The 25,663-nt window shown below is 49.9% G+C and carries 26 protein-coding genes; 3 read left to right on the top strand and 23 right to left on the bottom strand.

The window, feature by feature from the left end; all coding sequences use genetic code 11:
- Positions 1-4: 4 nt before the first annotated feature.
- The 5 genes from MNODULE_RS20985 to MNODULE_RS20965 form a co-directional block, all read right to left on the bottom strand.
- Positions 5-1,624: a DUF1302 family protein gene (locus tag MNODULE_RS20985; RefSeq protein WP_320412502.1), complete on the bottom strand. Its 1,620-nt coding sequence runs from the start codon at positions 1,622-1,624 to the stop codon at positions 5-7.
- A gap of 78 nt (positions 1,625-1,702) precedes the next feature.
- The gene (locus MNODULE_RS20980; RefSeq protein ID WP_168063135.1) at positions 1,703-4,867 is read right to left on the bottom strand and encodes a tetratricopeptide repeat protein; all 3,165 of its coding nucleotides are present in this window, start codon (positions 4,865-4,867) and stop codon (positions 1,703-1,705) included.
- Positions 4,868-5,284: 417 nt separating this feature from the next.
- Positions 5,285-6,298: a tRNA (adenosine(37)-N6)-threonylcarbamoyltransferase complex transferase subunit TsaD gene (gene tsaD, locus MNODULE_RS20975; protein ID WP_168063134.1), complete on the bottom strand. Its 1,014-nt coding sequence runs from the start codon at positions 6,296-6,298 to the stop codon at positions 5,285-5,287.
- Positions 6,295-7,113, bottom strand: a complete 819-nt coding sequence (locus tag MNODULE_RS20970) for a tetratricopeptide repeat protein (RefSeq protein ID WP_168063133.1) — start codon at positions 7,111-7,113, stop codon at positions 6,295-6,297. The genes tsaD and MNODULE_RS20970 overlap by 4 nt, the downstream gene beginning before the upstream one ends.
- Positions 7,114-7,250: 137 nt before the next feature.
- The gene (locus MNODULE_RS20965) at positions 7,251-9,680 is read right to left on the bottom strand and encodes an ATP-dependent Clp protease ATP-binding subunit (protein ID WP_168063132.1); all 2,430 of its coding nucleotides are present in this window, start codon (positions 9,678-9,680) and stop codon (positions 7,251-7,253) included.
- Between the two features lie 184 nt (positions 9,681-9,864).
- On the opposite strand from MNODULE_RS20965, the gene bioF reads away from it, so the two are divergent.
- From bioF to bioD, 3 genes are read left to right on the top strand one after another with little or no spacing between them, the layout of a single operon-like run.
- Positions 9,865-11,031, top strand: a complete 1,167-nt coding sequence (gene bioF, locus MNODULE_RS20960) for an 8-amino-7-oxononanoate synthase (protein ID WP_168063131.1) — start codon at positions 9,865-9,867, stop codon at positions 11,029-11,031.
- Between the two features lie 3 nt (positions 11,032-11,034).
- Complete coding sequence (locus MNODULE_RS20955) at positions 11,035-11,781, top strand: SDR family NAD(P)-dependent oxidoreductase (protein WP_168063130.1); 747 nt, start codon at positions 11,035-11,037, stop codon at positions 11,779-11,781.
- An 8-nt stretch (positions 11,782-11,789) separates the two neighbouring features.
- Positions 11,790-12,524 carry a dethiobiotin synthase gene (gene bioD, locus MNODULE_RS20950; protein WP_168063129.1) on the top strand — a complete coding sequence of 245 codons (735 nt, stop codon included), beginning with the start codon at positions 11,790-11,792 and terminating at the stop codon, positions 12,522-12,524.
- Between the two features lie 6 nt (positions 12,525-12,530).
- Here the strand turns inward: bioD and MNODULE_RS20945 are convergent, their stop codons facing one another.
- The 18 genes from MNODULE_RS20945 to MNODULE_RS20860 form a co-directional block, all read right to left on the bottom strand.
- Positions 12,531-13,994, bottom strand: coding sequence for an HD domain-containing phosphohydrolase (locus MNODULE_RS20945; RefSeq protein ID WP_168063128.1), 1,464 nt, complete (start codon positions 13,992-13,994; stop codon positions 12,531-12,533).
- A gap of 38 nt (positions 13,995-14,032) precedes the next feature.
- Positions 14,033-14,176 (bottom strand): hypothetical protein, encoded by a 144-nt coding sequence (locus MNODULE_RS20940; RefSeq protein ID WP_168063127.1) that lies wholly within the window; start codon positions 14,174-14,176, stop codon positions 14,033-14,035.
- A gap of 77 nt (positions 14,177-14,253) precedes the next feature.
- Complete coding sequence (gene thiE, locus MNODULE_RS20935; RefSeq protein WP_168063126.1) at positions 14,254-14,967, bottom strand: thiamine phosphate synthase; 714 nt, start codon at positions 14,965-14,967, stop codon at positions 14,254-14,256.
- Positions 14,967-16,325, bottom strand: coding sequence for an acetyl-CoA carboxylase biotin carboxylase subunit (gene accC / locus MNODULE_RS20930; protein WP_168063125.1), 1,359 nt, complete (start codon positions 16,323-16,325; stop codon positions 14,967-14,969). Before accC ends, thiE begins: the two co-directional genes overlap by 1 nt.
- 81 nt (positions 16,326-16,406) lie before the next feature.
- Entirely contained in the window at positions 16,407-16,856 is a 450-nt protein-coding gene (accB, locus tag MNODULE_RS20925; protein ID WP_168063124.1) for an acetyl-CoA carboxylase biotin carboxyl carrier protein, read from the bottom strand.
- 80 nt (positions 16,857-16,936) lie between these two features.
- Positions 16,937-17,497: an elongation factor P gene (gene efp, locus MNODULE_RS20920; RefSeq protein ID WP_168063123.1), complete on the bottom strand. Its 561-nt coding sequence runs from the start codon at positions 17,495-17,497 to the stop codon at positions 16,937-16,939.
- Positions 17,494-17,973 (bottom strand): type II 3-dehydroquinate dehydratase, encoded by a 480-nt coding sequence (gene aroQ / locus MNODULE_RS20915; protein ID WP_168063122.1) that lies wholly within the window; start codon positions 17,971-17,973, stop codon positions 17,494-17,496. The genes efp and aroQ overlap by 4 nt, the downstream gene beginning before the upstream one ends.
- Positions 17,973-18,332, bottom strand: a complete 360-nt coding sequence (locus MNODULE_RS20910) for a roadblock/LC7 domain-containing protein (RefSeq protein WP_168063121.1) — start codon at positions 18,330-18,332, stop codon at positions 17,973-17,975. Before MNODULE_RS20910 ends, aroQ begins: the two co-directional genes overlap by 1 nt.
- Complete coding sequence (locus tag MNODULE_RS20905) at positions 18,322-19,503, bottom strand: tetratricopeptide repeat protein (RefSeq protein ID WP_168063120.1); 1,182 nt, start codon at positions 19,501-19,503, stop codon at positions 18,322-18,324. The genes MNODULE_RS20910 and MNODULE_RS20905 overlap by 11 nt, the downstream gene beginning before the upstream one ends.
- A gap of 51 nt (positions 19,504-19,554) precedes the next feature.
- A complete protein-coding gene (gene coaBC, locus MNODULE_RS20900; RefSeq protein WP_168063119.1) occupies positions 19,555-20,751 on the bottom strand; it encodes a bifunctional phosphopantothenoylcysteine decarboxylase/phosphopantothenate--cysteine ligase CoaBC in 1,197 nt (398 codons plus the stop codon).
- A gap of 75 nt (positions 20,752-20,826) precedes the next feature.
- Positions 20,827-21,213 (bottom strand): DNA-directed RNA polymerase subunit omega, encoded by a 387-nt coding sequence (rpoZ, locus tag MNODULE_RS20895; protein ID WP_168063118.1) that lies wholly within the window; start codon positions 21,211-21,213, stop codon positions 20,827-20,829.
- 53 nt (positions 21,214-21,266) lie between these two features.
- Complete coding sequence (gmk, locus tag MNODULE_RS20890) at positions 21,267-21,896, bottom strand: guanylate kinase (RefSeq protein WP_168063117.1); 630 nt, start codon at positions 21,894-21,896, stop codon at positions 21,267-21,269.
- Positions 21,897-21,914: 18 nt separating this feature from the next.
- Complete coding sequence (locus MNODULE_RS20885) at positions 21,915-22,223, bottom strand: DUF370 domain-containing protein (RefSeq protein ID WP_320412501.1); 309 nt, start codon at positions 22,221-22,223, stop codon at positions 21,915-21,917.
- Positions 22,224-22,273: 50 nt separating this feature from the next.
- On the bottom strand, positions 22,274-23,152 hold the full coding sequence (locus MNODULE_RS20880; protein ID WP_168063116.1) for a YicC/YloC family endoribonuclease: 879 nt from the start codon (positions 23,150-23,152) through the stop codon (positions 22,274-22,276).
- Complete coding sequence (gene nth, locus MNODULE_RS20875; protein ID WP_168063115.1) at positions 23,149-23,862, bottom strand: endonuclease III; 714 nt, start codon at positions 23,860-23,862, stop codon at positions 23,149-23,151. Before nth ends, MNODULE_RS20880 begins: the two co-directional genes overlap by 4 nt.
- Before the next feature lie 63 nt (positions 23,863-23,925).
- Positions 23,926-24,216, bottom strand: coding sequence for a Fe(2+)-trafficking protein (locus MNODULE_RS20870; protein ID WP_168063114.1), 291 nt, complete (start codon positions 24,214-24,216; stop codon positions 23,926-23,928).
- Positions 24,217-24,230: 14 nt separating this feature from the next.
- Positions 24,231-25,043, bottom strand: a complete 813-nt coding sequence (locus tag MNODULE_RS20865) for a hypothetical protein (protein WP_168063113.1) — start codon at positions 25,041-25,043, stop codon at positions 24,231-24,233.
- Complete coding sequence (locus MNODULE_RS20860; RefSeq protein WP_238339672.1) at positions 25,040-25,660, bottom strand: NUDIX hydrolase; 621 nt, start codon at positions 25,658-25,660, stop codon at positions 25,040-25,042. The genes MNODULE_RS20865 and MNODULE_RS20860 overlap by 4 nt, the downstream gene beginning before the upstream one ends.
- Positions 25,661-25,663 lie beyond the last annotated feature (3 nt).

Raw genomic sequence — 25,663 nt, 5'->3', positions numbered from 1 at the left:
AGCATTAGAAGCTATAAGTGATATCCCAAAAAATTCGGTCGTTGTTATCGAAAAATCCGACAAAGTGGAATTCTCCCGGGAGACCGGTTCCGATTTTTCCTTCAAAGATATCGACTCCGAAGGAGACACGGAGGCGATCAGTGATGTTATAAAATGTTCGGGGCCGAATCAACCAGTCCTCGTCGTTAAAAAAGTAAAGTACAAGAAGATTACCCGTCCAAAGGTTGTGAATAAATTCTTTGCGGATAAAAACGGCCCCGACCGTATCGACTCTGTCCTGAATGATGTTATGATCATAATCGATAATGTATTGCTGGATCGCGGCGGGAGAAACATCCATCCCTAAAATATAGAGATCGAGTCCGACCGCATACTTCACATAATTTTTTTGAATTTCCCCTTCTTGAACCGATGATCCATCTCCAAACCGAGCGCCGAATACTTTTCCATCGACGTAGGCCGCTTCCGCATTGAATACAAATCCCGGAAAGGTCTTTGAATAAGTCGTCCCATAAATATGAAGACGGTTATATTTAGGGATAAAGTCGACAGTCGGAGCAAGGGCGAATTCCCCTGAACCGGCAATAGACCGGAAAGAAGAAGGAAAATCGTCCCATGTGTAGAAGTAACTCGCCGAGAGTTCGAAACCGGAGAAGACGCGGGTATACTTTAAGGCGATTTCCGTGTTTTCGATGTTGTTTGGAAAATCCTCATAAGGTTGCTCCGGCTTTTCAAGGTTTGGAAGCAATCTGAATTGCTCCCACTGGCTTCCTTTGGGAGCCGGACGGTGGCCCCGGACCTCCGGGATAATAATTCCTTCAAACGTATTGGACCCCAGGTAGAGATCCCCTTTGATCATGAAGAGAGGAATATATCGGTCATCAATATCCCTGAGAATCAACTCATAAAAATCGAGCGGATTAATCTCGTCTGTGACGCGAGCCCCTTCAACAACCCCCCAACGGACGATCTGTCTTCCGATCCGGAGATCAAAATTCTGGAAATTGATGTCGAGATAAAGCTCTTTTAATTCAATCCGAGACTTGACGATATGAACGTCTCGAACATTGTTGGGGTCGAGTCCGCGGACCTGATCAGGCTCTGTTACATTGGCGACGAGGAGCGTGTCGGGACCTTTTCTGGGGCTGATGACATCGATACTTTCCACGTTGTAAACCGCGTCGTAAAATGCGCGGAGTCGTCCAGCAACTTGAATCCTTGGAGCGAGACGATAACGCCCCTCCAGATGAAGAATGTTGAGGATTTTGTCAAAACCGGTGGGAGAAACATACCGAAATGAGGTCTCATTTCGAAGGTACCCGCCCCAGGTTAGATCATCGCTTATTTTCTCTAAAAGCCGATTAAAGAGAGGGGAAGGAGGCGCTGCCGGTTTTTCTATGCGATCTTGTGTCCCCTTTTCAGTTTCAGGTGGAGGTGGAGTCGGTTTCTCATTTTGTTCGAGAGTCTTAATGCTGGGAAAGATGTCCTCGACATCTTGTGCGAATACAATTCCTCGAGATAGGATGAAAATAAACGCAAGCCATAGAAGGGAAACGATCAGCACACGCAGGAAACGATATGCTGTTTTGGGGCTACTTATTATTTGTATATACAAACCTGGCATTTTTTTCTCGATACTACTTCAAAATTACCAGACGAGTGAATCGCTGTCAATTATGCAAGTCATTGATTTATATTAGCTTTAAAAAGACCAGTTCATAAATAAATTATATATCTTCTCCCTGAAGCTTCCTAAGGATTCTGCTTGCCCCGATAGTCTTTGTTCCGCAGTTACAAAAACGGCAGCTGGAAGGTTCGATTGATTTCTTAGGTCGGTATAACTGAGTCCGAGGGATAAGCTCTCCTGAAGGAAATAGAGAGCGGTTAGAGTAAATGAGTGGAGAAGATTTCTCCGAAAAGCAGAACTTCCTAGAAAAGAATCAGGATTCTTGAATTCTTTCATCTCCAGGTTATAAGAAATACTTCCCCTCGCAGCATTTTCTAGAAATGGCCGGCTATACGAAACCCCGACTCCGTGAGACTGATAGGCTTGGTCACTCAGATTGGTATCATTATCAAAATAGCTATATGAAGCATTGAGGCTGTTAAGTTCCCAGTTCTGAACAGCGCTTATTCTGATTCTATGACGGACAGCATCGTTGCTCTCGCGATCATATGAATAAAAATCATCATAGCTGTAGACAAATCCCAACACCGAAGGTGTATGGCCTCTTCTGTAAATGCTCAGAATACCGGTTTGTCCTCTGCTGGTCGGTCCTCCCCTGGCGATACCCAAATAAAAGTTATATTCAAAAGATAAAGAATAAGGATCTTGAAACGTGGTTGCGGAAATTGAAAAGGTCTCGCTGCTAAAGACCGTATTCGTTCTAAAAAAAACAGTATTCTGGGTGCTGAGTCCGATCGGTATTTGTAAACGTCTGTCTTTTTTAAGGTAATAATTAAATGTGAGCCCTAGGGACGAAGAGATATCCCCCCCCTCATTTGATGCACCGCTTGGATTACTGTCATAACCTAAAATGACCTGGCTTAGATTAATCGTATATCGCTTTTCAAGAGGAGAGAGCCGCCCTCTCGTCCAGAGCACATCCGGAGAATCCCCCTCCCCTAAAAACTCCAACGTATTGCGGTATGTTTGAATGGCTTTCTCAATTCTCCCTTCTTTTTCGTAAAGGAAAGAAAGTCGTTGATTGGCCTGGATGTTCATCGGGTTTATTGCTAACACCCTCTTATAATATCTGCGTGCTTGATCATCCTCTCCAAGGCTTTCATACGATGAACCGATAAAATATAAACTGGCGACATCCGAAGGATAAAAAAGAACCACCTTTTCAAACGATTCAATCGCACTGCGATAATCCTGCTCGTTCATATATCGATTCCCGCGATTGAAATACCGTCTTGCTTCAATCTCATTTTTGGCCTTTCGCTTCACCCGTTCCAACTCGGTTTGAATCTTCGAGCGGAGCGCTTCAGGCAATGCTTTTGCCTTTAATGCCAGATCATAGGCTCGTTTGGCGTCTTCCCATTGACCGGCCGAAAAATAGAGAAGCCCAAGATGATATTGCTCCTCCCCAGTTGATGGGTCTTGTAGCGATATGCTATTCAATTCTCTATATGCCTCTGTCGTATTACCTAATTTTATATAAAGAAGAGCCAACTTTAGTCTTATCCGAATATCATCGGGCACGATTGACAATGCCCGCTTCAGCGTTTCAGTCGCAGCTGTCCATTTTCCGCCCGCAGACTCCTCTTCCGCCTTTCTGACAAGAAGAACTGTTTCTGATTCGATTTTAGAAAGCTTTTCTGCAAGGCTCTGAAGATGCAATCTTATTTCGTCTGAGACAAGGAGCGCACCGGCGTCTTTTAACATTTTTAAAGCTTGATAAAGATATCCTTTTTCTTGATACATTTCCCCAAGCTGTTGACGAGCTTGTACATGCCCCGGATTGAACTCGAGAACTCCTAACATCTCATTAATCGCCAAATCGATTTTTCCATTTTGCCGATAAAGATGACCGAGCTTATAGTGCAGATCTGAATCTTCGGGACGAATGGAGATGGCTTGTTCTAATTTTGTAATCGCCTCTTCAGCTTTTCCTTCTTGGAGCAGCTTTTGACTTTCTTCATAAAGTTCACGGGCGGATTCATCCGCAAACTTTATCTGTTGTTCAACCCTTGCAACGAAGTGATCCAATTCCGTTCGGTGCCGATCGTTCCTCTGCAAGGGAGCCTGGGCTTTTTGATATTCCGTTTTTGCACGATTGAAATATCCGACCATTTCATAAATTTGGCCGAGGCGCTGATGGGCCTCCGAATAGTTCGGCTGTATCTCAATTGCCCTCTTAAAAGACGTTTCTGCAAGATCAATCCGATTCTTTCGAGCCCATAGATTTCCAAGATTGAAATAAGCTAATGCCTGATTGGGATTAATCTTAAACAACGATTGTAATGTTGAAATAGCACCATCAATATTGTTGTTATCAGCTTGTATAAGGGCCTGGTCGATGTATGTGTTTACCTCAAGCTGATCTTCAATCGCGTTTAACTTTTCCTCAAGAGACTGCACTTCAGGACCATCCCGGTCTTCTATAAAGAAGAGCGCCCTTTCCACTTCCACTCTCGCTTCTAAAAGATCTCCCTTCAATTCGTAAAGTTCTGCGAGCCGAATTCTGGAGTCGGTCATGTTCGGTCTTAGCCGCAGTGATGTCTTGAAACTTTCAATTGCCTCATCGAAACGATTTTGGACGCCTAATACAGTTCCAAGCCAATAGTGTGCGAGAGCATTGTTGGCCTGCACTGTAAGAACGGTTCGAAAAGCATTCTCCGCCGCTTGATAGTTTCCGTTCCGAAAAAAATTTATTCCACGGTTCCAATTTTCCCTGAAGTGAACCGTCTTCTCTATATTTTCAAGACGAGCTAGGATAGTCGTTTCTTGAAGAGGAGAACTGTCCGTGAGATAAAGATATGCCTCTTCATACTCTCTCAGAGCTTCTTCAAGATTTCCCTGACTCTCATAAATTTCAGCGAGACGAATATGGGCAGCAACGAGGTCCGGCTTTAATTCAACAGCTCGATTCAGTACCGTCAAAGCCAGGTCTATTCGTCGTGTCGCAGCGAAAATACTCCCTAAATTAAAATAAACGAATGGATTTTCAGGATCACCTTTCAAAACTGCACGAAAAATCTCTTCCGCTGATTGAAGGTCCCCTTTTTGAAGGGCTTCAACCCCTTTTTCAAAAGTATGGAGAGGTAATTCTTCGGAATAACACTTGTTTCTTAATATGGGGGATAAAACGAACAGGATAGAAATAATATATGGCAGGTAACGGGATATTCGTCTACTCAAGTGTTTTTCCCAGGAATAAGCATCATGCCTCTGTTTGGTAGTTATTTTTTAGTCAGAAATAACTTTTCTGAAGATCTTGTTTATATTAAATTATTTTTGTTAATCCCGATCATCATTTGACTCTGGTAGGCATATAATTCAAGACCAAATCGGTATTATACCATCCCGATAACTAGCCTATCATATGTCTTAAAATTGTCAAATAAAGTGGAAATTTTATAGATTAAAATGTGAATAAAATAGATGGGTTATAACAACATTGTTGAATGATTCATGAAAAATTTCTAATAACTGAGGCAGGAGAGTAAACGTGATATGACATTGCTTATGTCGGAAGCCTCTAGAGCGCTCAAACGGCAACGTCTGTTCATTAAATATGGAGGTTGTGTAGAAGGAGAAAATGTTTGCAGGAAGGATTTAACTCATTAATTCCAAGTTTGGACTCGGATTTAAATCCAGAGATGAAAAATGATGTTCTTCAAGATGAGACATGCCCGCCATGGCAATCATTGCACCATTATCCGTGCACAACCGGGATGAAGGGATATACACTGCAATCCCGAGGCGTTCCCCAGCCGAAAGGAATTTCTTTCTTAAAAGGCTATTTGCGGCCACTCCCCCCACCAGCATGACACTCTTTGCATTCTCCCGTTGAACGGCAGAAAATGTTTTCTCAACCAAAGTGTCCACAATCGCCGATTGATAGCCTGCAGCAATATCAGGATGAGAGGACATATAATCCTCGGGGGCTTTTCCCATCTTGAACAGGGTCTGCATGAGTGATGTTTTGAGTCCGCTAAAACTAAAATCTAAATTGGAAGATGACCGATAAGGACGAGGAAAGGGAATTCGTTCCGGATCTCCCTTCTGAGCCAGACGGTCGATGACAGGTCCTCCAGGATAAGAATAACCCAACATCCTCGCTCCTTTATCTAGAATTTCTCCCGCTGCATCGTCAATTGTTTTCCCGAGCAGCCGATATTTTCCTCTCTGCGGCATATAATAAAGATTGGTATGTCCCCCTGAGACAATCAATGCAATAGACGGGAAAACGATGTCCTCATGCTCGATAAAAGCCGCTGAAATGTGTCCTTCCAGATGATGAATACCTAGAAGCGGAATCTTCAGAGAGTAGGCCAGGGACTTTGCAATTGAAACACCGACCAACAAGGCGCCGACTAAACCAGGACCCATTGTAACCGCGATGGCATTCAATTGTTCATTCGACCGGCCCGATTTCTCAATGGCTTCTTTAACAAGCAGACCGATCACCTCGATGTGTCTTCGGCAGGCCAGTTCCGGAACCACTCCTCCATACTTACGATGCAGATCGATTTGTGATGAAAGGAGATCAGAAAGAATAATCTTCCCATCTTGTGTAACCGCGACTGCGGTCTCATCACAAGAGGTCTCAATGCCGAGAATAATCATTCAAAGCCTTTTAGCTTGTTAAGGTGAGAACGTACGAGAGGAATCATTTCGCTCTTCTGATCTGTTTCAAGTTCAAGGTAAATTTTGTATTCCTTCCGAGCATTCGAAAAATCGCCCTTTCGCTCCAATAAAGTCGCATAATTTAAATGAAATACGGGGACAGCAGGTTTGATATTAATTGCACGCTTATAATGAATGGCCGCCTGATCGATTGATCCCGCTTTATCATAAATAAGACCGATATTATTTTCCGCTTCAGCATAATTGGGATCAAGCCGAATTGCTTCCTGGTAATGGATTAACGCTTCACCCGCCTTTTCTTGATACCGAAGCACCATTCCTAAATTGTTATGTGCTACTGCAGATTGAGGGAGCAACTCAACCGCTTCTGTGAAGGCGCTGTTTGCCTCTTCAATTTTCCCTTCATTGTAAAGTTTAATTCCTGTCATAAGCATGCGCTCGCCGTCTTCTACTTGAGAATTCGGCAATATTCCTATACTTTCTGAGTCATCTATTTTCTTATCTTCAGCCAAGATGTGATCTAACGGAGGGACCGCAGACTCTATTTTTGACTCCAAGGAAGGCAGTATGGAAGGAGGTGTCGATTTATCTAAATGACTTTGTAAAGAAAATGGATACCGCACGGAAAAGAAAAAACCGGACAGAACTAAAAACGATATACCGATAGCAATCCACCGATATATTCGCCGCGTCTGGGTAGAAGCTCTGAATAAATGGCCATGAGAGAAGGATCTTGAGGTCTCTGAAGCGCCTTCTAAAGCCGCTTTTTTTAAAGCTTCATGAATAATACTCATCTGAGAGAACTTCCAAGAATCGGTTTCTGCGTGGTTGAAAAAAGTACTTTATAATGAAAATACGGTATCGAGAGCTTTCATTCTCGATACCGTATTATAATTTCATTCACGAGGTCTGTCTCTTTTGATTCGAGGTTTTATACTCCTGCCATTGCCTCTTCTTCAACGAAAGCGGGGGCATTATCCTTGAGGACAACTTTTATTCTCTTGGCATCCTTGAAGCGACCTTTAATAATCTCCTCGGAAAGAGAATCCTCGATATTTTTCTGAATGCAGCGCCGCATTGGTCGAGCGCCATAAGACGGCTCATATCCTTCTTGAATCAGCCAATGCTTCACTTCCTCTGTTAATTCGATATGGATTCCCTTCTCAGTGAGTTTCTGGTTCAATTCATTGACGAGAATATCGACAATCTTCTCAAGATGCTTCTTCTCAAGCGGATGGAAAATGACAATGTCATCGATCCGATTCAAAAATTCCGGATTGAATGACCGCTTCAACTCGGCATGGATCGCATCCTTCATCTTTCCCAAGAGACTCGTATCCGATGTCTTCTGGAAGCCTAACGTTCCCGCTTTATCAACCATCCTTGTTCCCAAGTTGGAGGTCATAATGAGGACGGTATTTTTAAAGTCGACTTTTCGACCCAGACTATCGGTCAAGCAACCATCATCAAGCACCTGGAGCAAGATGTTGAACATATCGGGATGGGCTTTCTCAATCTCGTCGAATAGAACGACGGAATACGGTCTCCTTCGGACCTTTTCGGTCAACTGGCCGCCTTCCTCATAACCGACATAGCCCGGAGGTGCGCCGACAAGCCGGGAACTCGAAAACTTCTCCATGTACTCAGACATGTCGATCCGAATCAAAGCGTCATCGCTGTCAAAGAGAAATTCGGCAACGGCCCGGGCAAGCTCGGTCTTCCCGACCCCAGTGGGCCCCAAGAAAATAAAAGAGCCGATCGGCCGGCGATTTCCTTTAAGACCTGCGCGAGAGCGTCGAATGGCCCGTGCAATAACCGAAATCGCTTCTTCTTGTCCAACGATTCTTTTGTGGAGCTCTTCCTCCATGTGAAGAAGTTTCTTCGTTTCTTCTTCCTCCATGCGGAAAAGCGGAATCCCTGTCATTTTTGACACAACATAGGCCACTTCTTCCCGATTAATACTCGGACGGTTTTTTTCTTGGTTTTTCTTCCATTCTCTTTTGGTCTCTTCGACCAACTTTTTAAGACGTTCTTCTTCCTCTCGGAATTTAACCGCCTCTTCAAAGTTCTGAAGTCGAATAGCCAAATCCTTTTCGCGGGCCACTTTTTTCGCTTCCTGTTCGAGTGCCCGCAACTCTTCCGGTCGGGAGTAAGCCATTAACTTTGCTCTCGAGCCGGCCTCATCAATCACATCAATTGCCTTATCGGGCAGAAAACGATCCGAAATGTAGCGATCGGAAAGCCGAACGGCCTCTTCGACCGCATCGTCTGTAATCGACACACCGTGATGCTCCTCATACCGATCTTTCAATCCTTTGATGATCTGGATGGTCTCATCTGGTGATGGAGGTTGAACAAAAATCGGCTGAAATCTTCGCTTTAGAGCGGAATCTTTTTCAATATGTTTCCGGTACTCATCCAGCGTAGTCGCACCGATACATTGGATCTCTCCTCTGGAGAGCGCCGGCTTTAGCATATTGGAAGCATCAATCGACCCTTCGGCCGCGCCTGCACCAACTAAGGTATGAAGCTCATCGATAAAAATAATGATATTGCCGGCAGTGACAATTTCCTTCATGACTACCTTGAGTCGTTCTTCAAATTGCCCCCGATATTTGGTGCCGGCGACAAGAGAACCAAGATCGAGCGCAATTACCCGTCTATTAAAAAGGCTGTCCGGAACATCCATCGAGATAATTTTTTGAGCAAGACCTTCGACAATGGCGGTCTTCCCGACACCGGACTCCCCGATCAGAACGGGATTGTTCTTAGTGCGGCGGCTGAGGATCTGAAGGACCCGCTCAATCTCATCGTGACGACCGATCACGGGATCAAGCGATCCTTCCGCGGCGAGCTGTGTCAAATCGCGACCGAATTCATCAAGGGCGGGTGTATTGCTCTTTTTATCCTTCTCTCGCGGTGTCGTTTTACGGAGGAGATTAATTGTCAATTGCCGTGCGGTCAGTAGATTTCCACCAAGGCTTCGGACGATCTTCCCTCCGATTCCTTCCTCTTCCCTCAACAATCCAAGCAGAAGGTGTTCACTGCCGATATAGTTATGACCGAGGAGTTTTGCTTCTTCAACCGCATACTCGATCACTTTTTTTACACGAGGGGTAAAAGGGATCTCTCCAAAGGTCATCGTATTGCTACCACTTGGGAGGTTTCGCTCCACCTCTAAACGGATTTGCTCAACCGAAAGACCCATTTTCTTAATGACTGCAAGGGCTATCCCATCTCCCTCCCTCAAAAGGGCCAAGACAAGGTGCTCTGTTCCCAGGTAGTCATTTTGATGTCGTTCGGCTTCTTCGCGGGCAAGAATAATGATTTTTCTGCCTCTATCCGTAAATTTCTCGAACATCCCTCCTCCTTTTCACCTGAGCTTTTTTCGAGCTTTTTTCAAGGACTTATTAAAGGTTATGAAGACTCAAACCTTACGTTTTAATTCTAACCCGCTAGTTATGGGTTGTCAAGGTATTTCTAGGAAAACAGATTGACAATGGCCGACAAATCGATTAACAATGGCGGCAAAAAGAGTCTCCTAAATGTTTAACTTCCAAAAAGAAATCTCGTTTCTTTCAAAACATCATCTCATTCGGACTCTGGTCCCGATCGACTCGGGACAGGCGACTACTCTCAAACAAAATGGAAAGAGCTTTCTTCATTTTTCATCGAATAACTATCTCGGTCTTGCAGGCCACCCTACCCTGAAATCGACAGCAATCAGAGCGGTTGAAGAATGGGGAGTCGGTGGAGGCGCTTCCCGTTTAGTTTCAGGTAATTCTCGACTCTATTTCGAACTCGAAACAAAAATCGCCAAATTTAAAAACACCGCATCGGCGTTGGTTTTTCCATCCGGATATGCCGCGAATATCGGCGCGATCGGAGCGTTGGTTCAGAAGCAGGATCTCATTTTCGCCGATCGCCTCTGCCATGCCAGCCTCATCGACGGGGCCCGGCTCTCCGGTGCAACGCTTCGAGTTTATCGCCACAAAGATACCGAACAACTTGCAAAACTTCTCCGGCAGAAAAAAAAGAAGGGGCAAACGCTGATCATCACCGATGGGGTTTTCAGCATGGATGGGGACATCGCTCCCCTTGCTGAAATCTTGCGCCTTGCAGAGGAGTTTGATGCGCTCATTTATCTGGACGATGCCCATGCAACCGGGGTGCTCGGACCCAACGGACGCGGGACATGCGACTACTTTGCCCTCTCGAGCCCGAGAATCATCCAAATGGGAACATTAAGCAAGGCCTTGGGAGGTCTCGGAGGTTTCATCGCAGCCGATCGAGTCTTGATTGAATACCTGATTAATAAGGCCAGGCCGTTTATCTATACGACCGCCCTCCCACCGGTGCTCCTGGCAACCGCTCTCGCCGGATTCGAGTTGATCGAAAGCGATCCAGAAATTCGAAATCGCCTCTGGCGGCTTACAAGCCGTGTCCGTACGCAAATCAATCAAATGGGCTTCAATACCTGCGGAAGCGAGACTCCCATCATCCCGATCCTCATCGGCCCAACGGAAACGGCGCTGACCTTTTCTCAGAAATTGCTGGAAGAGGGAATCTACATCCCGGCCATTCGCCCCCCCACCGTCCCGGATGGAACGAGCCGACTTCGAATCAGCCTGATGGCAACGCACACGGATGAGCAGATTCAATTATTATTAAACTCCCTCAAACATATAGGAAAAAAACTCCGGCTCATCTGAATAATGTCAAAACCAAACAAATTCGAAAAAAGGGTCGTCGTCATCACAGGCGCGTCGGGCGGACTGGGTCAAGCGCTCTGCAAATCCTTTTTGAAGGGGAATGATGCAATCGGGATCCATGTGTATTCAAATGTCGAAAAAGGAGAAGCGCTCATTCGCCCGTTTACCTCGGAGGGTCGAGAAACGTTGCTCTATAGATCCGATTTGGGCGATTCCGGATCAACCCGGAAAATGTTTGATAATTTTCTAGCAAAATGGGGACGCATCCACATCCTGATCAACAGCGCGGGGGTCATTGATGACCATCTCTTTTCGCGGCAAAGCGAGACCGCATGGGATCATGTCATTCGAACAAATCTGACCGGCATTTTTTACTCCATGCGCGAAGCGGGACGGATTATGCAGGACCAAGGCGGAGGACACATCATCAATATCGCCTCCTTAAGCGCATTCACAGGGCGAGTCGGCCAAGCGGCGTATACAGCCTCAAAACGGGGCCTGATTGCGCTCACGACCTCCGCCGCGCGGGAGTGGGGAGCCAGCGCGATACAGGTCAATGCCGTGTTACCGGGCTTCCTCGATACGGGAATGACCGCCTCGTTGACGCCCGAGCAAAAAAGAAACCTCATTGGAGAAAACGTGTTAAACCGGCCTTCGACATTGGAAGAAGTTTCAGATTTCATTTTCCACTTATCAAAGATGAAATACGTTTCGGGACAAATATTCAATCTAGACAGCAGGATTCACTAGCAGACCCGATGGGAAAAGGCCTTTTCATTACAGGAACAGATACCGGCATCGGGAAAACCGTGGTCGCCGCGGCCATCGCACGCGCGCTCTCCTCCATGGGAATCGACGTCGGAATCATGAAGCCGATTGAAACCGGATGCCGCAAAAGGAACGGCCGGCTGACGTTATCCGATGCGCCCTACCTTAAAACCGCGGCACGGGCAAACGATCCATTCAAAATGATCACCCCCTATGTTTATCATGCCCCTCTCGCCCCACGGGCGGCATCCCTTCTGGAAAAAAAAGAGATCGATCTGGAAACAATCCTCATTGCATATGACTGGCTTCGCCGGCGGCACCCGTTCCTGATTATTGAGGGCGTGGGAGGATTGATGGTCCCCCTCACCACCCACGCTGATGTTTCCGATCTCATTCGTCTCTTCGATCTACCTGCTCTTTTGGTGGCCCGAAGCGGGTTGGGAACGCTCAATCATACTCTTCTGACCCTTCATCATGGAGCCGGACTTGGAATTCGATTTCTAGGGGTTTTATTCAATCGAACGGTCCCGTCCATCTCACTGGCCGACAAAACAAACCCGGCCATATTGGCTGAGCGAACGGACGTCCCGTTGTTAGGCACCCTTTCCTACTTCAAGAAAAGCGGGAACCGGGAGAAAGATATTCATCGGTCTGAAAAATTATTGATGGGAAATGAATTGATGAAAAGTGCGATCCTTCGCTGGATCGACACGGATCGAATGTGACGAAGATCAGTGGGCGTGGGAGGAGTTCTGTGGGTCTTCTTGAATGATCTTAATGAGCGTCTCGACAATCGTCGGATCAAACTGGGTTCCCGTACACCGACGAAGTTCCGCAAATGCAACCTCCATCGGAAGAGCCTTTCGATAGGGGCGGTCCGAGGTCATCGCATCAAAGGTATCCAAGATTGCAATGATTCGGGCGCCGATCGGAATCTGCTCGCCCGAGAGCCCCTCCGGATATCCTTTTCCGTCATACCGCTCCTGATGATAATAAATCATCGGAACGACAGGGCTTAAAAAATCCACCCCCTTTATGATCTCGGCGCCCAACATCGGATGCGCCTTCATGATCTCATATTCTTTATCCGTCAGCTTTCCCGACTTATTGAGAATGAGTTCATGGATGCCGATCTTTCCAATATCATGAAGCGCTGCGCCGTAACCGAGATGTTTTTTTTCTTCGGCGGAGAGTCCCAATCGCTCCGCAATCGCCAGTGCATATTCGACCATCCTGTCGCAGTGGCCGCGGGTATAAAGATCTTTTGCCTCAATGGCTTGGGCCAATGCCTTCATCGATTCAAAATGGGATCTTTCAAGCTGATCGAATAACTTGGCGTTCTCGATCGCGATGGCGGCCTGTCCGGAAAGAATAGAAATGAGTTCGATATCACTCTGGTTGTAAGAGATATTATCGACTCTTTTAAATAAACTCAAAACCGCCGGCACCTTTCCTTGATAGGAAAGGGGGATCGAGACCAAAGAGGAGAAACCGCATCTCTCAAGAAGTTCGGAACACTCCCCATCCAGCTTGCCCCCTTCCACATGGATAATCGCTTCCATCCCTTCAATCGTCTTCTGTCCGATCTTCTTAAAAAGATCAATCCCGTCGCTGCCGAGATCCAACGGAGGAAAAGAGGCCTTTATCTCAAGCGCCCCGCTCACATCATCTCTAAGAGATAAAATCGCTTGATCTGATTTTGTCTCCTTGGAGGCGACATTCACAATCTGTTCAAAAAGCGCGGTCGGATTGACTTCCAGAAGAAGATTCTGGCTGATCTCAAACAATGGCATAAGCAACTTCAAGCGAAGATTTTCTTTCGTCAGACGATTCTTCTCCAACGTCTCCTGAATCGCCTGAAGGAGTTCTTGCTGGGTGAACGGCTTCACAATGAACGCCTGTGCGCCGAGATGGAGGGAGTGGATCGCTTGATCAAGTCGGCCGTGGCCGGTGATGATAATCGCAGGAAGGTCTTGTTGAAATTCTCGGACCGATTGGAGAAGCTGAAGACCGTCCATTTCCGGCATCGAAATGTCGGTCATCAGGAGGTCAAAGTTCTCTTCTTCCACGGCCCGCAATGCCATGTGCGGGCTGTCCACACAGGTTGGAAGATACTCATGACGCGTTAAGATCTCGCTGCACAAAAGGCGGATATTCGCCTCGTCATCCACCACCAAGATCTTTTCATGCGCCATACCGGATCTCTATCTGCCGCACGGGAAGGATGCGAAACCTAGGAGAGACGGACACCCGCATAATAACAGCAGTTGTGGTCGTCCAAATTATTGATGAAAGATCTCTCTTTTCCGTCTTTGAAGAGAACGCGAACCATGCAGAGGCCTCCCAGAACTTCGGAATTCCGCTCCTCGACCACCATGCCCTCTCCCCACTCCGGAAACTGACCATGGATTACCCAGTCACCTACTTTTAGATAAAGTCTCCGTACCATCAAACCTAAAAACCTTTTGTAAAAGTAGGGTATCCCCTCTCCTCTGTTTTGTCAAGATCAAGCTTTCCGAATCGCTTAAAGATTCCAAGCCATTCCGCCACGTTGGCGCGCACGTCGCCGGCCAAGGCGGAGATTACCGCCACACCGTCGGTTCCTGCCGTGATCAAATCGGAAAGATGGGATCGTTGAATCCCTCCGATCGCATAGATCGGAATGCGCACCTTCCGCTTGACCTTGGCAATCGCCTCCAGTCCAACAGGGGCCCTGGCGTCTTCCTTGGTTTGCGTCTGAAAAATCGGACCGAAACCGATGTAATCGGCCCCCTCCGATTCGGCGTGTATCGCCTCTTCCACTGTGTGCGTTGAAATGCCGACAATCGCTTCGTTCCCCAAGATCTTTCTGGCAATCCATAGGGGAAGGTCCTCTTGGCCGAGGTGGACCCCGTCGGCCTTCACCGCCAACGCGAGATCGATCTGATCATTGATGATCAAGACCGCCCCATGCTCCGCCGTCATTTTTCGAAGCTGCTTGGCGGTTTCATACATCTCCCTTCTCCCGCCGGTCTTATCCCGATACTGAATGAGACGGGCCCCGCCCTCGATCGCCTGCCGCACCGCGTCCAGGAGCGATTTGTGCGGATCACGTTGTGTCGCGGGAGGATGTTTATTGTCTCTGACTGTAGAAAAAAAGGGGTCTGTAATGAAGTAGAGCGGAAACATCACTGTAAAGGGAGAGAAAGGGATGATAAAAAACGTTCCAGAAAATTTGTTGAGAAACGGCCCTTGATAAAAGCCGGATCATCAAAAACGCGTTTATGAAGCGGAAGGGTCGTCTTAATCCCTTCGACGACAAACTCGGAGAGCGCTCCCCGCATCTTTGCGATCGCCTCATCGCGGGTCCCGGCATGAACGATCAATTTGGCGATCAACGAATCATAATACGGGGTGACAACGCCATTCAAGTAGATCGCCGAATCGACCCGAACGCCCGGCCCGCCGGGAAGATGAAAGGAGGTAATCGTTCCGGGGGAGGGGGTGAACTTTTCAGGATCTTCCGCATTAATCCGGCATTCGAAGCTATGCCCGCGGAGCTTAACCTGGCTCTGCTTGAATTCGAGCGATCTTCCCGCCGCAATCTTGATCTGTTCTTTGACCAAATCAATTCCGCTGACCATCTCCGTAATCGGATGTTCGACCTGAATCCGCGTGTTCATCTCGATAAAATAGAAATTATGATCTTTATCGAGGAGAAACTCGACGGTTCCGGCATTTACATAATGTGAAGCACTGACCGCATCCAAGGCCGCCCGCCCCAACTCGCGCCTCAACCGATCGTCAACAACGGGAGAAGGACTCTCTTCGATCAACTTTTGATGTCTTCGTTGGATAGAGCAATCTCTCTCACCGAGGTAAATCACTTTCCCCTTTTCGTCCGCTAAAACTTGAACCTCGATGTGGCGCGGGTCGATGAAATATTTTTCGATGTACACCCCATCATCGCCGAAAGCGGTCTTCGCCTCCATCTGAGCCGTCTGCAACGATTTCGCAAGATCCTCCTGCCGGTGGACCACCCGCATCCCCCGCCCGCCTCCTCCTGCAACCGCCTTGACAATAACAGGGTAGCCGATCTTTTTGGCGATCTCGATCGCCTCTTTCTCATTGGTCACCTTTCCTTCGCTGCCGGGGATGACGGGGACTCCCTTCCGCATCATCGTCTCCCGCGCCTTCGCTTTATCCCCCATTAAGCTGATGCACTCTGGAAAAGGGCCGATGAATTTAATCCCGGCCGATTCGCAGACTTCCGCAAAATGGCTGTTTTCGGCCAGAAATCCATATCCGGGATGGATCGCTTCGGCGCCGGTGATCTCGGCCGCGCTGAGGATATTCGGAATATTCCGGTAAGAAAGGGTGGCGTCGGCCGGACCGACACAGACACTCTCATCTGCAAGCCGCACATGCAGCGAAGCGGCGTCGGCTTCCGAATGAATCGCCACCGTTTGAATCCCGAGCTCACGGCACGCTCGGATGACCCGGAGAGCGATTTCTCCCCGATTCGCAATGAGAATTTTCTTAAACACAGTGCTCAACCCATGGGTTCTAAAAACGACGGAAGTATCGGCTGGAAACTTGTCTCGCTTGCCGGCAGTAAAAGATGAAAGTTAATGGGGCTCGATACGAAAGAGAGGTTTTCCATATTCGACGGCCGTCCCATCCTCCACACAAATCTCGGCGACCTTGCCGTCTACGTCCGACTCGATTTCATTCATCAATTTCATCGCTTCGACAATGCAGAGGATCTGCCCCTTTTTTACGACGTCGCCCACCTCGACGTAAGGGTCGGCATCGGGTGAAGCCGATTTATAAAAGGTCCCGACGATCGGGGAGCGGACGATCGCATAACGCCCCTCTTCCGCCGCCTTCGTCTCGATGGCGGTCGCCGTCTCTCTTTCGATTTGGGGCGCAGCGGCCTGCGCCGCGCCTCTTTCTTTCGCCCCGAAGAGAACCTCTTTGCGGAGCCGAATCCGTTTTCCGCCCTCTTCCAGCTCGATCTCAGTGAGCGCCATCTCGGACATCAGGTCGGCCAATTTTCTAATTTCGTTCAAGTCCATGATCGCTCTCTTCAGTGTCACAAGTTCAGTAAGTGAATGGCCCTGCCTCAGCAGCCGAATTGAGTCGGAACGAACGATTGCTACTTCACACGTTCAACGTACGTTCCTGTCCGCGTATCTACCTTGATGATCGTTCCTTCTTCAATATAGAGAGGCACCTTGACTGTTCCACCCGACTCGAGCTTTGCAATCTTTGTCCCGCCTGTCGCCGTATCGCCGCGGATTCCCGGATCTGTTTCGACGATTTTCAGCTCGACAAAGAGAGGCAGGTCTACTCCGAGCGGCTTCCCCTGAAAGAAAAGAATCCTCACCACCATGTTCTCTTTGAGAAAGTCCTTCGCGGCGCCGAGTTGCTCCGCGGTAATGAACAATTGTTCATACGTATTGTTATCCATGAAATGGTACTCTGAACCTTCCGCATACAAGAATTGCATTTCCCGATCAAGAAGATCGGGCTGCTCGAATTTTTCCCCCGAACGAAAGGTTCGCTCCAGCAGGTTTCCGGTTTTGAGGTTCTTCAGCTTTGTCCGGACGAAAGCGCCTCCCTTTCCGGGCTTTACATGTTGATATTCCACAATGGTGTACGGGTCTCCATCCAATTGAATTTTGGCTCCACCCTTAAAATCGCTCGTTGAAATCACTTCCCTTCCCCTTTCTTTCTCCCCTTTCGAATTTGAACCGGCCCTCGAAGATACTCGATCGCGCCCAGGAAACCCAAAAGATAACTTTGCGGACCGAAACCCGATACCTGGCCGACGACCACGTCGGAAATAAGGGAGGTCCTCCGAAAAGCCTCTCTGGAATGAATGTTGGACAAATGGACTTCAATCGTTGGAATTCCGACCGAAAGGATGGCATCCCGAATGGCGATGCTGGTATGCGTGTAGGCGGCCGGATTGATTACGAGGGCGTCGAACTTGCCCAAGGCTTGCTGGATTCGATCGACGAGCGCCCCCTCGGAATTGGACTGGAAGATCTCAACGGCGACCCCCTCCTTACCGGCAAGGTCGCTGATCTGCCGGTCGATCTCGGACAATCGGAGCGTCCCGTAATGTTCCGGTTCGCGGATCCCGAGCAAGTTCAGGTTCGGACCGTGCAGAACAAGAATACGAGCCACTACGACAACTCCTCCACCAACGTGGCGGCTTCCATTCTGAGGAGAAATCTTCCCTTCCCAAAGTTCTTTTCTGAAGCGACGACCAGAAGCAGGAAATATTCAGGGTTGATTTTTTTGACGAGGATAATCGCCCGCTCGGTCACGATCGTCATTTCCTCGCTCGCGCCGAGCTCGACAGACTGACTGGCCTTCTCGGCCGACTTCCAGAGAGCCCCGCATTCCGCGACAATGGAGGTTAGATCCAGCGAGGAATCGACCCGATGCTCCTCCACAATAATGCCGTCTGCGGCGGCAATGGCGATGCCCCTGAGATCGTCCACCTTCTCGGAGATTTTCTTCAGATTCTCTTTAAGATTCATTTTTTTTCCGGATGGAATCGAGCCAAGATTGGAGGCGTTGGGCCTTCTTCTTTTTCGGATCGTCAGCTCCGGAACTTTCTTGGGAAGCCCCGCCCCCTCCCTGTTTGAGCAAAAGGGACTGAAGGGCCTTTTCAAGACCTTGCCTGCTTTCTTCATCGGAAGGGTCTCGCGCCAACAACTTTTGATATACATCCGCCGCCTGCTGATAATGCCCCTGGCTCATATAAAGAGAAGCGAGCGTCGTCGAAAGAAGCGACTCTTCTTTCTTATCGTTTTCATCGGAGGTCGGCGAGATTTCCAAACCGGGAGAAGAAAGCGGTTCTTTCTCCATCGAAGGAATCTCAAACCCGCCCACCACCGTTTTATCCCCCTCCCACGAATCCTCCTCGGCAAATCCGTTCTCCGCAATAGCGGGAATTTCAATCGGCGCTTCCGCGACCCTTTCATCATACGCCGCGGCCGGGTTTTGATTTTCAAAAACCTCCGGGACGTTGACTCCCGAACCGGCGGGGATCACCGGTTCCGCTTGAACTCCGAACGCGAGTTCATCGACCGGAGCGGACGATTCAACGGGCATCGGGGCTTCTTCGATCTGCATTTCTTGGGAAGAGGCATGATTTATTTCAACAGGGAATGCCGACTCAACCGGAGGGGCCGGATCGGCTTCCTTCATTTCAGCTTCACTCGCCGGGCTCGGCTCAGACGAAACGGGCGAACTCGAAAGAACGGCCGCCTCTTCCGCCTGTGCGCTGGAAGCGACCGACTTTTCGAGGACTCCTACCAGCCCCTTCGCTTCTTTATCGGAAGGGTCGATGACCAATACCTTTTTGCAGGCCTCCAGGGCTCTCTGTAGTTGTCCCTGTCCCTGGTAAATCATCGCCAGCTTTTTGTGTGCAAGAATATTATCAGAATTAATCGCGATCACCTGTTCAAACTCTGCTTGCGCTTCCGGGATCTGGTCCTTCTGCAGGTAAGTCTTCCCAAGCATGACCCGTGCAGCGACATAACTGGGGTGGTTTTTAATTCCCTCCACCAATACGATAATGGCCTCATCGACCATCTCGCACTTCAGATATTCCTCCGCCAATGGGACAAAAAGACGCGATGTCGGATTCTGCGTGATCTTGTCCATCAGCTTCACGATTTCGGGAGAAACGATTTTATCAGACATTTTCAGCTCAAAGAGATAATTTTGAAGATCATAACAAATCAGGGTAAAAAGTCAAGAAACGTCCGTTTTGAGCCGGACAACCTCCTCCAGGATATACCGGGCAAGCGCCTCTTTGGACATTTTCGGAAGGGGTGTTATTCTTCCTTTTGAATCAATGAGTTGTGCGATATTTGTTTCCACATCAAATCCGGCACCCTCCTGGGTGACATCGTTCGCCACGATCAAATCCAACCCTTTCCTGAACAGCTTTTTCCGAGCGTTTTCAACCAGGGCGTCGGTCTCCGCGGCAAAACCGACGATGATCCTCTTTTCTTTTCGAAGCCGTAATCCCGCTAAGATATCTTCTGTCTCTCTTAAGCGAATCGATAGGGCCTCGCCGCTCTTTTTCATTTTTTGCGGGGAAACCGCCACAGGCTGGTAGTCGCTGACGGCGGCCGCCATTAGGACGACCGTGGCTTCGCTGTAGCGCGCTTCAACCGCTTTCTTCATCTCCTCCGCAGTCCGAACGATGATCCGCTCGACCCCCGGAGGCGCAGGCAACAGTGTCGGACCGCTGACCAAAATGACCCGCGCCCCCCACTCCCGGGAGACGCGAGCCAACGCATAGCCCATCTTTCCGGAAGATCGATTCGAGATAAAACGGACAGGATCGATCGGCTCTTGCGTCGGTCCCGCCGTCACGAGAACGACCTCTCCCGTTAATGGGCGCTCCGAAGCGAGGAGGGAGATAACCCTTTCAAGGATGATCTTTTCATCCGCCAGCCTCCCTTTTCCCTCCTTGCCGGAAGCAAGGGGACCGACCTCCGGCTCGATGATCTGGGCGCCCCGTTTCTGAAGAAGGGAGACATTCTCTTTGACGGCCGGGTGATCCCACATTCCGACGTCCATGGCAGGGGCGATGAGGATGGGAGCGGATGCCGCCAGCAGCAGATTTCCCAAAAGGTCATCGGCCAGGCCAACCGCCATTTTGGCGATGAAGTGGGCGGTGGCAGGGGCGATCAAGATCAGATCGGCCTTCTCGGCCAGGGTCAGATGAAGGACCTCTTCATGCGGGTCGAAAAGATCGGTGAAGACGGGCCGTCCCGAAAAAACCTGGAGGGTCAGGGGGGGGACAAACCGGTGGGCGGTCGGGGTGAGAACGACCTGGACGTCGGCCCCCATTGATTTCAAATCACGGAGAATCTGGAGCGATTTGTAGGCGGCAATGCTTCCCGTGATTCCAAGGAGAATTTTTTTTCCTGAAAGCATCGCGTCATCCCATCGTATCGGCGAAAGAGCACGGGGGAAGGTCCCTCTCAAAGGGAAAGACATTCCGAGGAGAGATTATTCCTCCTTCTCCTCCTTGACGACCGGCTCCGGAGGCGCCGCTTCTTGCCGCTTCGCCTCCTCCAAGTAAACGCTCAAATCCTTTCGAATTTCGCTTGCCAACTCCTCTTCCCGTTCGGTCAGCAACTGACGGGTTTTCATCTCCTCACGCAGGCGTTTTGCATCGCGCTGCGCCTGTTTCGCTTCTTTTCCATAGAGCACTTCCAATTCATCCCCGAGCACCTCTTCAAGCGCAATCGTGCTCGCCTTGGCATGTCGGCTTTGGTGCGTCTGCTTCGCACCCTCCATCAGCTGCCGCGCCCGCTGTGATGCGATGATCACCAATCGATACCGGGAATCAATCTTCGAATAATCTGTCTCAACGGGAAGAGAAATAATTTCCATCAGTCATTCCTTTCAAATAAAGAAGGGATTACTCCTCCCTTCTAAGGTGTAGGTCAGATTTCCTTGCTCAAATGCTTGATAAAGGTCTCCTCGATCCAGGAAAGATTCATCTGCTTCATTTTAATCCGTTCGGCGATCATCACCGCTTCGAGTTCCTTCAATGCCTTGTGAAATTCCGAGTTCACGATCAGATAATAATATTGCCGGTAATTCCAGATCTCTTCGCGCGCCTTTTGAAGCCGCCGTGAAATCTCATCGGCAGAATCCGATTTTCGATCGACCAAACGTTGCCGCAGCACTTCGAAAGAAGGGGGGAGAATGTAGACATACACGCCGTCGTTATATTTTTTCTTGATCGTCATCGCCCCTTGAGAGTCGATGTCCAAGACCACATCGATCCCGCGGTTCACCCAATCCATCAAAAGCTCGCGCGAGGTGCCGTAAAGATTCCCATGCACCTCCGCCCACTCGATGAAATCGTTTTTATCGATCATGTTTCGGAAGGTCGCCTCATCGACGAAAAAGTAATCCTTCCCATGCGTCTCTCCCGGCCGGGGAGAGCGCGTCGTATAAGAGATCGAATACTGGAGGTTTGGAACCAGCTTTGCCACTTCTCGGCAAAGAGAGGTCTTCCCCGCACCGGAAGGGGCCGAGACAACGAATATAATTCCTTTTCTATCCATTTCGATCCAATTGCCTCATCATGAAGAGCGACGTTTTCTCCCCTTCTTCTCACCGAGGGGAGCGGAACCGGCGGGGAGCCCGTCTTCATCCGAAGCGAATCGCTGCGCGATCGTCTCCGGCTGAATGGCGGAGAGGATCACATGGCCGCTGTCGGTGATGATCACGGTGCGCGTTTTCCTCCCTTGGGACGCATCGACGAGCTTTCCTCCCGCCCTCGCCTCTTCTTTGAAGCGTCTCATCGGAGAAGAGTTCGCCGCGACAACGGCGACAATCCGTGATGCAGGGACCACATTTCCGAATCCGATATTCACCAGCTTAAACGGCACGATTTCTCTCTGGTGGCCGCGTCATTACCAAGGCCACGGTTGGAACGACGCTACTCGATATTCTGAACCTGCTCCCGGATCTTCTCAAGACCGCTTTTCATGGCAACCACCTGCAGCGAGATGTTGACGTCGTTCGCCTTGGAGCCGATCGTATTCACTTCCCTGTTCATCTCTTGCAGCAGGAATTCCAGCGCGCGCCCGACCGCCTCATCCTTCTGGAGCATCTTTCGAAACTGCTCCAGGTGGGTTTTCAAACGGGCCGTCTCCTCGCTGATGTCGCTCCGGTCGACCAGAATGGCCACTTCTTGAGCCAGACGCGCCGGATCAACGGCGATTCCTTGGGTCAATTCGGAAACCCGTTTTTGAAGCCGCTCATGGTAAGCTTGGACCGCCTTTTTCTCCTGTTGTTTGATGAGGCCCAGCATACGATCCAATTCATCGAGATGACCCGCCAAATCTTCACCGAGCGCCCTCCCCTCTTCACCACGCATCTTCTCCAGCGCACGCATCGATCGCTCCACCATCCGATCGACAAATCGTCCCAGCGGCGCCGTCTCTTCCTCCGGCTCGGAGGTCGTAATGATCTCTCTGAAATGGCTCATCAGCGCCACGTCGATCTCTCCGCTCAGATGGAGCGATGTCTTCAGTTTTTTTAGAATGCGATGGTACGCCTCGGCCGACTCCAGATCGAGCTTGAACTGTTTTGGAGCATTTCCCGAGCCGTTGAAGTTGATGGAGAGCTCAATGTGCCCCCTGGAAAAGCGCGCTTGGACCTTTTTTTTGAATGTCTCCTCAAGCGGCGCGAGCAGCTTTGGAAGCCGGATGACGACATCACAGTAGCGGTGGTTCACCGATCGAAGCTCCACCGCGACAGGACGTCCTTTATAGTTCCCCTCCGACCTGCCGTAGCCGGTCATACTTCGGATCATTTGTATTTTTCACTCACTAAAGGTGGGGCTTGATTATAGCCGTTGCCCCCCGCATTGTCAATGTGAGAGCGGCCCTTTGCCCGGCTTTCCGCCCCTTTTTTTTCCGTCTCGGCCGGGCAAAGATCGAACAGCGGACACTCCAGACAGCGCGGCCGGCGGGCCACACAGAGATACCGCCCGTGTAGGAGGATCCGGTGCGATCCGACCGTCCATTCCTCCTCCGGCAACAGCCGGCTCAAATCGACCTCGATCTGATCGGGATCTTCCGATCGCGTCCACTTTAGCCGATTGGAAACGCGCCGAACATGGGTATCGACCACGATGGCCGGTTTGCCGAAGGCGCTCCCCAAAACGACATTCGCCGTTTTCCGACCGACCCCCGGTAAGGTCACCAACGCCTCCATATTCACAGGGACCTTTCCCCCGAAGCGATCCACAATCGCCGCCGCACAGCCAAGGATGTTCTTGGCCTTGCTTTTGAAAAATCCGGTCGATCGAATGATCGACTCCAACTCCTCCCGGTCGGCCTTCGCAAGCGCGTCCGGCGTCGCATACCTCCGGAAAAGGACCGGCGTCACCCGGTTGACCCGCGCATCGGTGCATTGGGCCGAAAGGATCGTGGCGATTAAAAGCTGAAAGGGATCCTCATGGGTCAGCTCCGTCTCGGCCTCCGGAAACTGTTTCTCAAGACGCCGAAGGATCTCGGCCATTCGAGCGCGATCTTCTTCCAGATTTTTTGGCAGGCGTTTTGCCGACAACGATGATCCTCTCTCTTATCCGCCGGAGGCTTTATCGGGGGTATCTTTAATCTGAATTCCGTCGCCGGGGGGCGGCGCCTGCATTTTGAAAAAGATCCGCATCTGCGTCGCCAGAAATTCCCGCGCCGTCGGCTCCCGCAAATTCAACCGGTATTCGTTGATGATCTTCACCGACATGTCATACCACTCTTTCCAACAGACGTTGCAGACCTTCGCTTTGAGCTCCACGCCGACCTTTCCGCCGTACGGCATCCCTTCGATCTCCGCCCGCGTTTGACCGCACCGAATACAGGTCACATCCGCCATCTCTTCCTCCTCGTTCACTTCAATGTTTTCAGCAGCTCTGATTTCTTCTCTTTATACTCTTCCTCGGTGATCAGATCCTCTTCCCTTAATTTTTTCAGGAGCCGGAGCTGCGCTTCAAGCGGAGCGCCTTCCGAAGAAAGCGCCGGTTTTTCATCTTCCGAAGCACTCGGTTCCGGAGTCGGCGACACCAGCGCGGCAAAGTCCACCGCAATCGCCTCGACCCTTCGACCTTCCCCCGAAAGCTTCCTCTGGTGAGATTGAGGAAGAATCTTGAAGCTCCCCGGCTCAAAGGAATAAAGCGGATTCTCACGCGGGATGTGAGGACGATGCTCGTTTGAGATCGCCGTCCGATCATTCCCGAAGATCAAGTGGATCTCTTTCTCCTTGACGTATGCAACCCCCGACGTGATCAACGTTGTCATGCTGTTTTTCCGCGACGTCAGAAAAAACGCCGCCCGCTCTCCGGGTGTCGCGATCGCCAGGGCACGCTTCAACCGTTCCGCCAGCAGGGCCGCCTCCTCCGGGGTAAAGGCAGCCCCCCGGATCTCCTTCTGTCGGGTGAGGAGGCGATTCAAGAACGAAACTTCATGTCGGACGACAATCGAGTTCAGAACCGCCTGGATCGTTTCAAGCGCGATCTCCGCCGGATGATCATATTGCTCGGCCGGATCGACTCGATCGAGGCGGACCAGATGCCCCTCCCCTTCATCCAGATAACGGGGAGGCTCTTTCGGACCGAAACAACCGGCCAGCATCAAACAGACCGAAACGGCCAACAATCCGCTTATTCGACTGTGACGCTTCAAAATATCCCTTTTCTTATTCACCCCATCCCCCGAGCATCTCTCTTGCCTGAGCACTCCTGAACGCGCGCGACCAAACGATAGATCATTTCGGCCGTGGCCCCCCAGATGTCGTTTCCATTGTACAGATAGGATCGGACCGTTCTTTCCGTCCCCCTGAAGAGCATCGTTCGCAATCGGCAATTTTCCGGATTCATTAAAAAGGAAAAGGGAACCTCGATCAGTTCCGTGATCTCTCGAAAATCCAATCGAAATGGATAGGGATAGGAAATTATGGAGACAAAGGGAGCGACCGAGAAACCGGTCACCGTCTCGTGGTCGTCGAGCCGCCCGATGAGCGTCACTGCGTTCCGTTCGAGACCGATCTCTTCCCGGCACTCCCGGAGCGCCGTTTCAAAAAGATCGGCATCAGACGACTCCCAACAGCCCCCCGGAAAGGCGATCTCCCCTTGATGCCGCTGAACCCCTTCACTTCGTTTTGTTAAGAGAAGATAAGGGGCCCCTTCCTTGTCGAAGAAAGGGACCAGGACCGCGGCGGGGCGCAACTCCGGTTTGGAGAGGATCTCGCCGGGCCGGGCCTTCACAGACGATTTTAAAATCTCCCAAAACCGTTCCACCCGCGCTTCAGCATCCCTCCCCAAAGG

The organism is Candidatus Manganitrophus noduliformans, assembly GCF_012184425.1.
Classification (GTDB): Bacteria; Nitrospirota; Nitrospiria; order SBBL01; family Manganitrophaceae; genus Manganitrophus; species Manganitrophus noduliformans.
This window is presented reverse-complemented; position numbering and strand designations above follow the sequence as displayed.

Bases quoted from the DNA above. Each gene is read 5' to 3' on its own strand.
- gmk (WP_168063117.1), bottom strand. From the start codon at position 21,896: ATGGATAGAAAAGGAATTATATTCGTTGTCTCGGCCCCTTCCGGTGCG.
- MNODULE_RS20870 (WP_168063114.1), bottom strand. From the start codon at position 24,216: ATGGCGGATGTGACCTGTATTCGGTGCGGTCAAACGCGGGCGGAGATC.
- MNODULE_RS20910 (WP_168063121.1), bottom strand. From the start codon at position 18,332: ATGAATCTTAAAGAGAATCTGAAGAAAATCTCCGAGAAGGTGGACGAT.
- coaBC (WP_168063119.1), bottom strand. From the start codon at position 20,751: ATGCTTTCAGGAAAAAAAATTCTCCTTGGAATCACGGGAAGCATTGCC.
- thiE (WP_168063126.1), bottom strand. From the start codon at position 14,967: ATGTTTCCGCTCTACTTCATTACAGACCCCTTTTTTTCTACAGTCAGA.
- tsaD (WP_168063134.1), bottom strand. From the start codon at position 6,298: ATGATTATTCTCGGCATTGAGACCTCTTGTGATGAGACCGCAGTCGCG.
- bioD (WP_168063129.1), top strand. From the start codon at position 11,790: ATGGGAAAAGGCCTTTTCATTACAGGAACAGATACCGGCATCGGGAAA.
- MNODULE_RS20880 (WP_168063116.1), bottom strand. From the start codon at position 23,152: ATGATCCGAAGTATGACCGGCTACGGCAGGTCGGAGGGGAACTATAAA.
- MNODULE_RS20985 (WP_320412502.1), bottom strand. From the start codon at position 1,624: ATGCCAGGTTTGTATATACAAATAATAAGTAGCCCCAAAACAGCATAT.
- nth (WP_168063115.1), bottom strand. From the start codon at position 23,862: ATGGCCGAGATCCTTCGGCGTCTTGAGAAACAGTTTCCGGAGGCCGAG.
- rpoZ (WP_168063118.1), bottom strand. From the start codon at position 21,213: ATGGAAATTATTTCTCTTCCCGTTGAGACAGATTATTCGAAGATTGAT.
- MNODULE_RS20945 (WP_168063128.1), bottom strand. From the start codon at position 13,994: ATGGCGCATGAAAAGATCTTGGTGGTGGATGACGAGGCGAATATCCGC.
- MNODULE_RS20905 (WP_168063120.1), bottom strand. From the start codon at position 19,503: ATGTCTGATAAAATCGTTTCTCCCGAAATCGTGAAGCTGATGGACAAG.
- MNODULE_RS20965 (WP_168063132.1), bottom strand. From the start codon at position 9,680: ATGTTCGAGAAATTTACGGATAGAGGCAGAAAAATCATTATTCTTGCC.
- bioF (WP_168063131.1), top strand. From the start codon at position 9,865: ATGTTTAACTTCCAAAAAGAAATCTCGTTTCTTTCAAAACATCATCTC.
- MNODULE_RS20970 (WP_168063133.1), bottom strand. From the start codon at position 7,113: ATGAGTATTATTCATGAAGCTTTAAAAAAAGCGGCTTTAGAAGGCGCT.
- MNODULE_RS20955 (WP_168063130.1), top strand. From the start codon at position 11,035: ATGTCAAAACCAAACAAATTCGAAAAAAGGGTCGTCGTCATCACAGGC.
- MNODULE_RS20940 (WP_168063127.1), bottom strand. From the start codon at position 14,176: ATGGTGGTCGAGGAGCGGAATTCCGAAGTTCTGGGAGGCCTCTGCATG.
- accB (WP_168063124.1), bottom strand. From the start codon at position 16,856: ATGGACTTGAACGAAATTAGAAAATTGGCCGACCTGATGTCCGAGATG.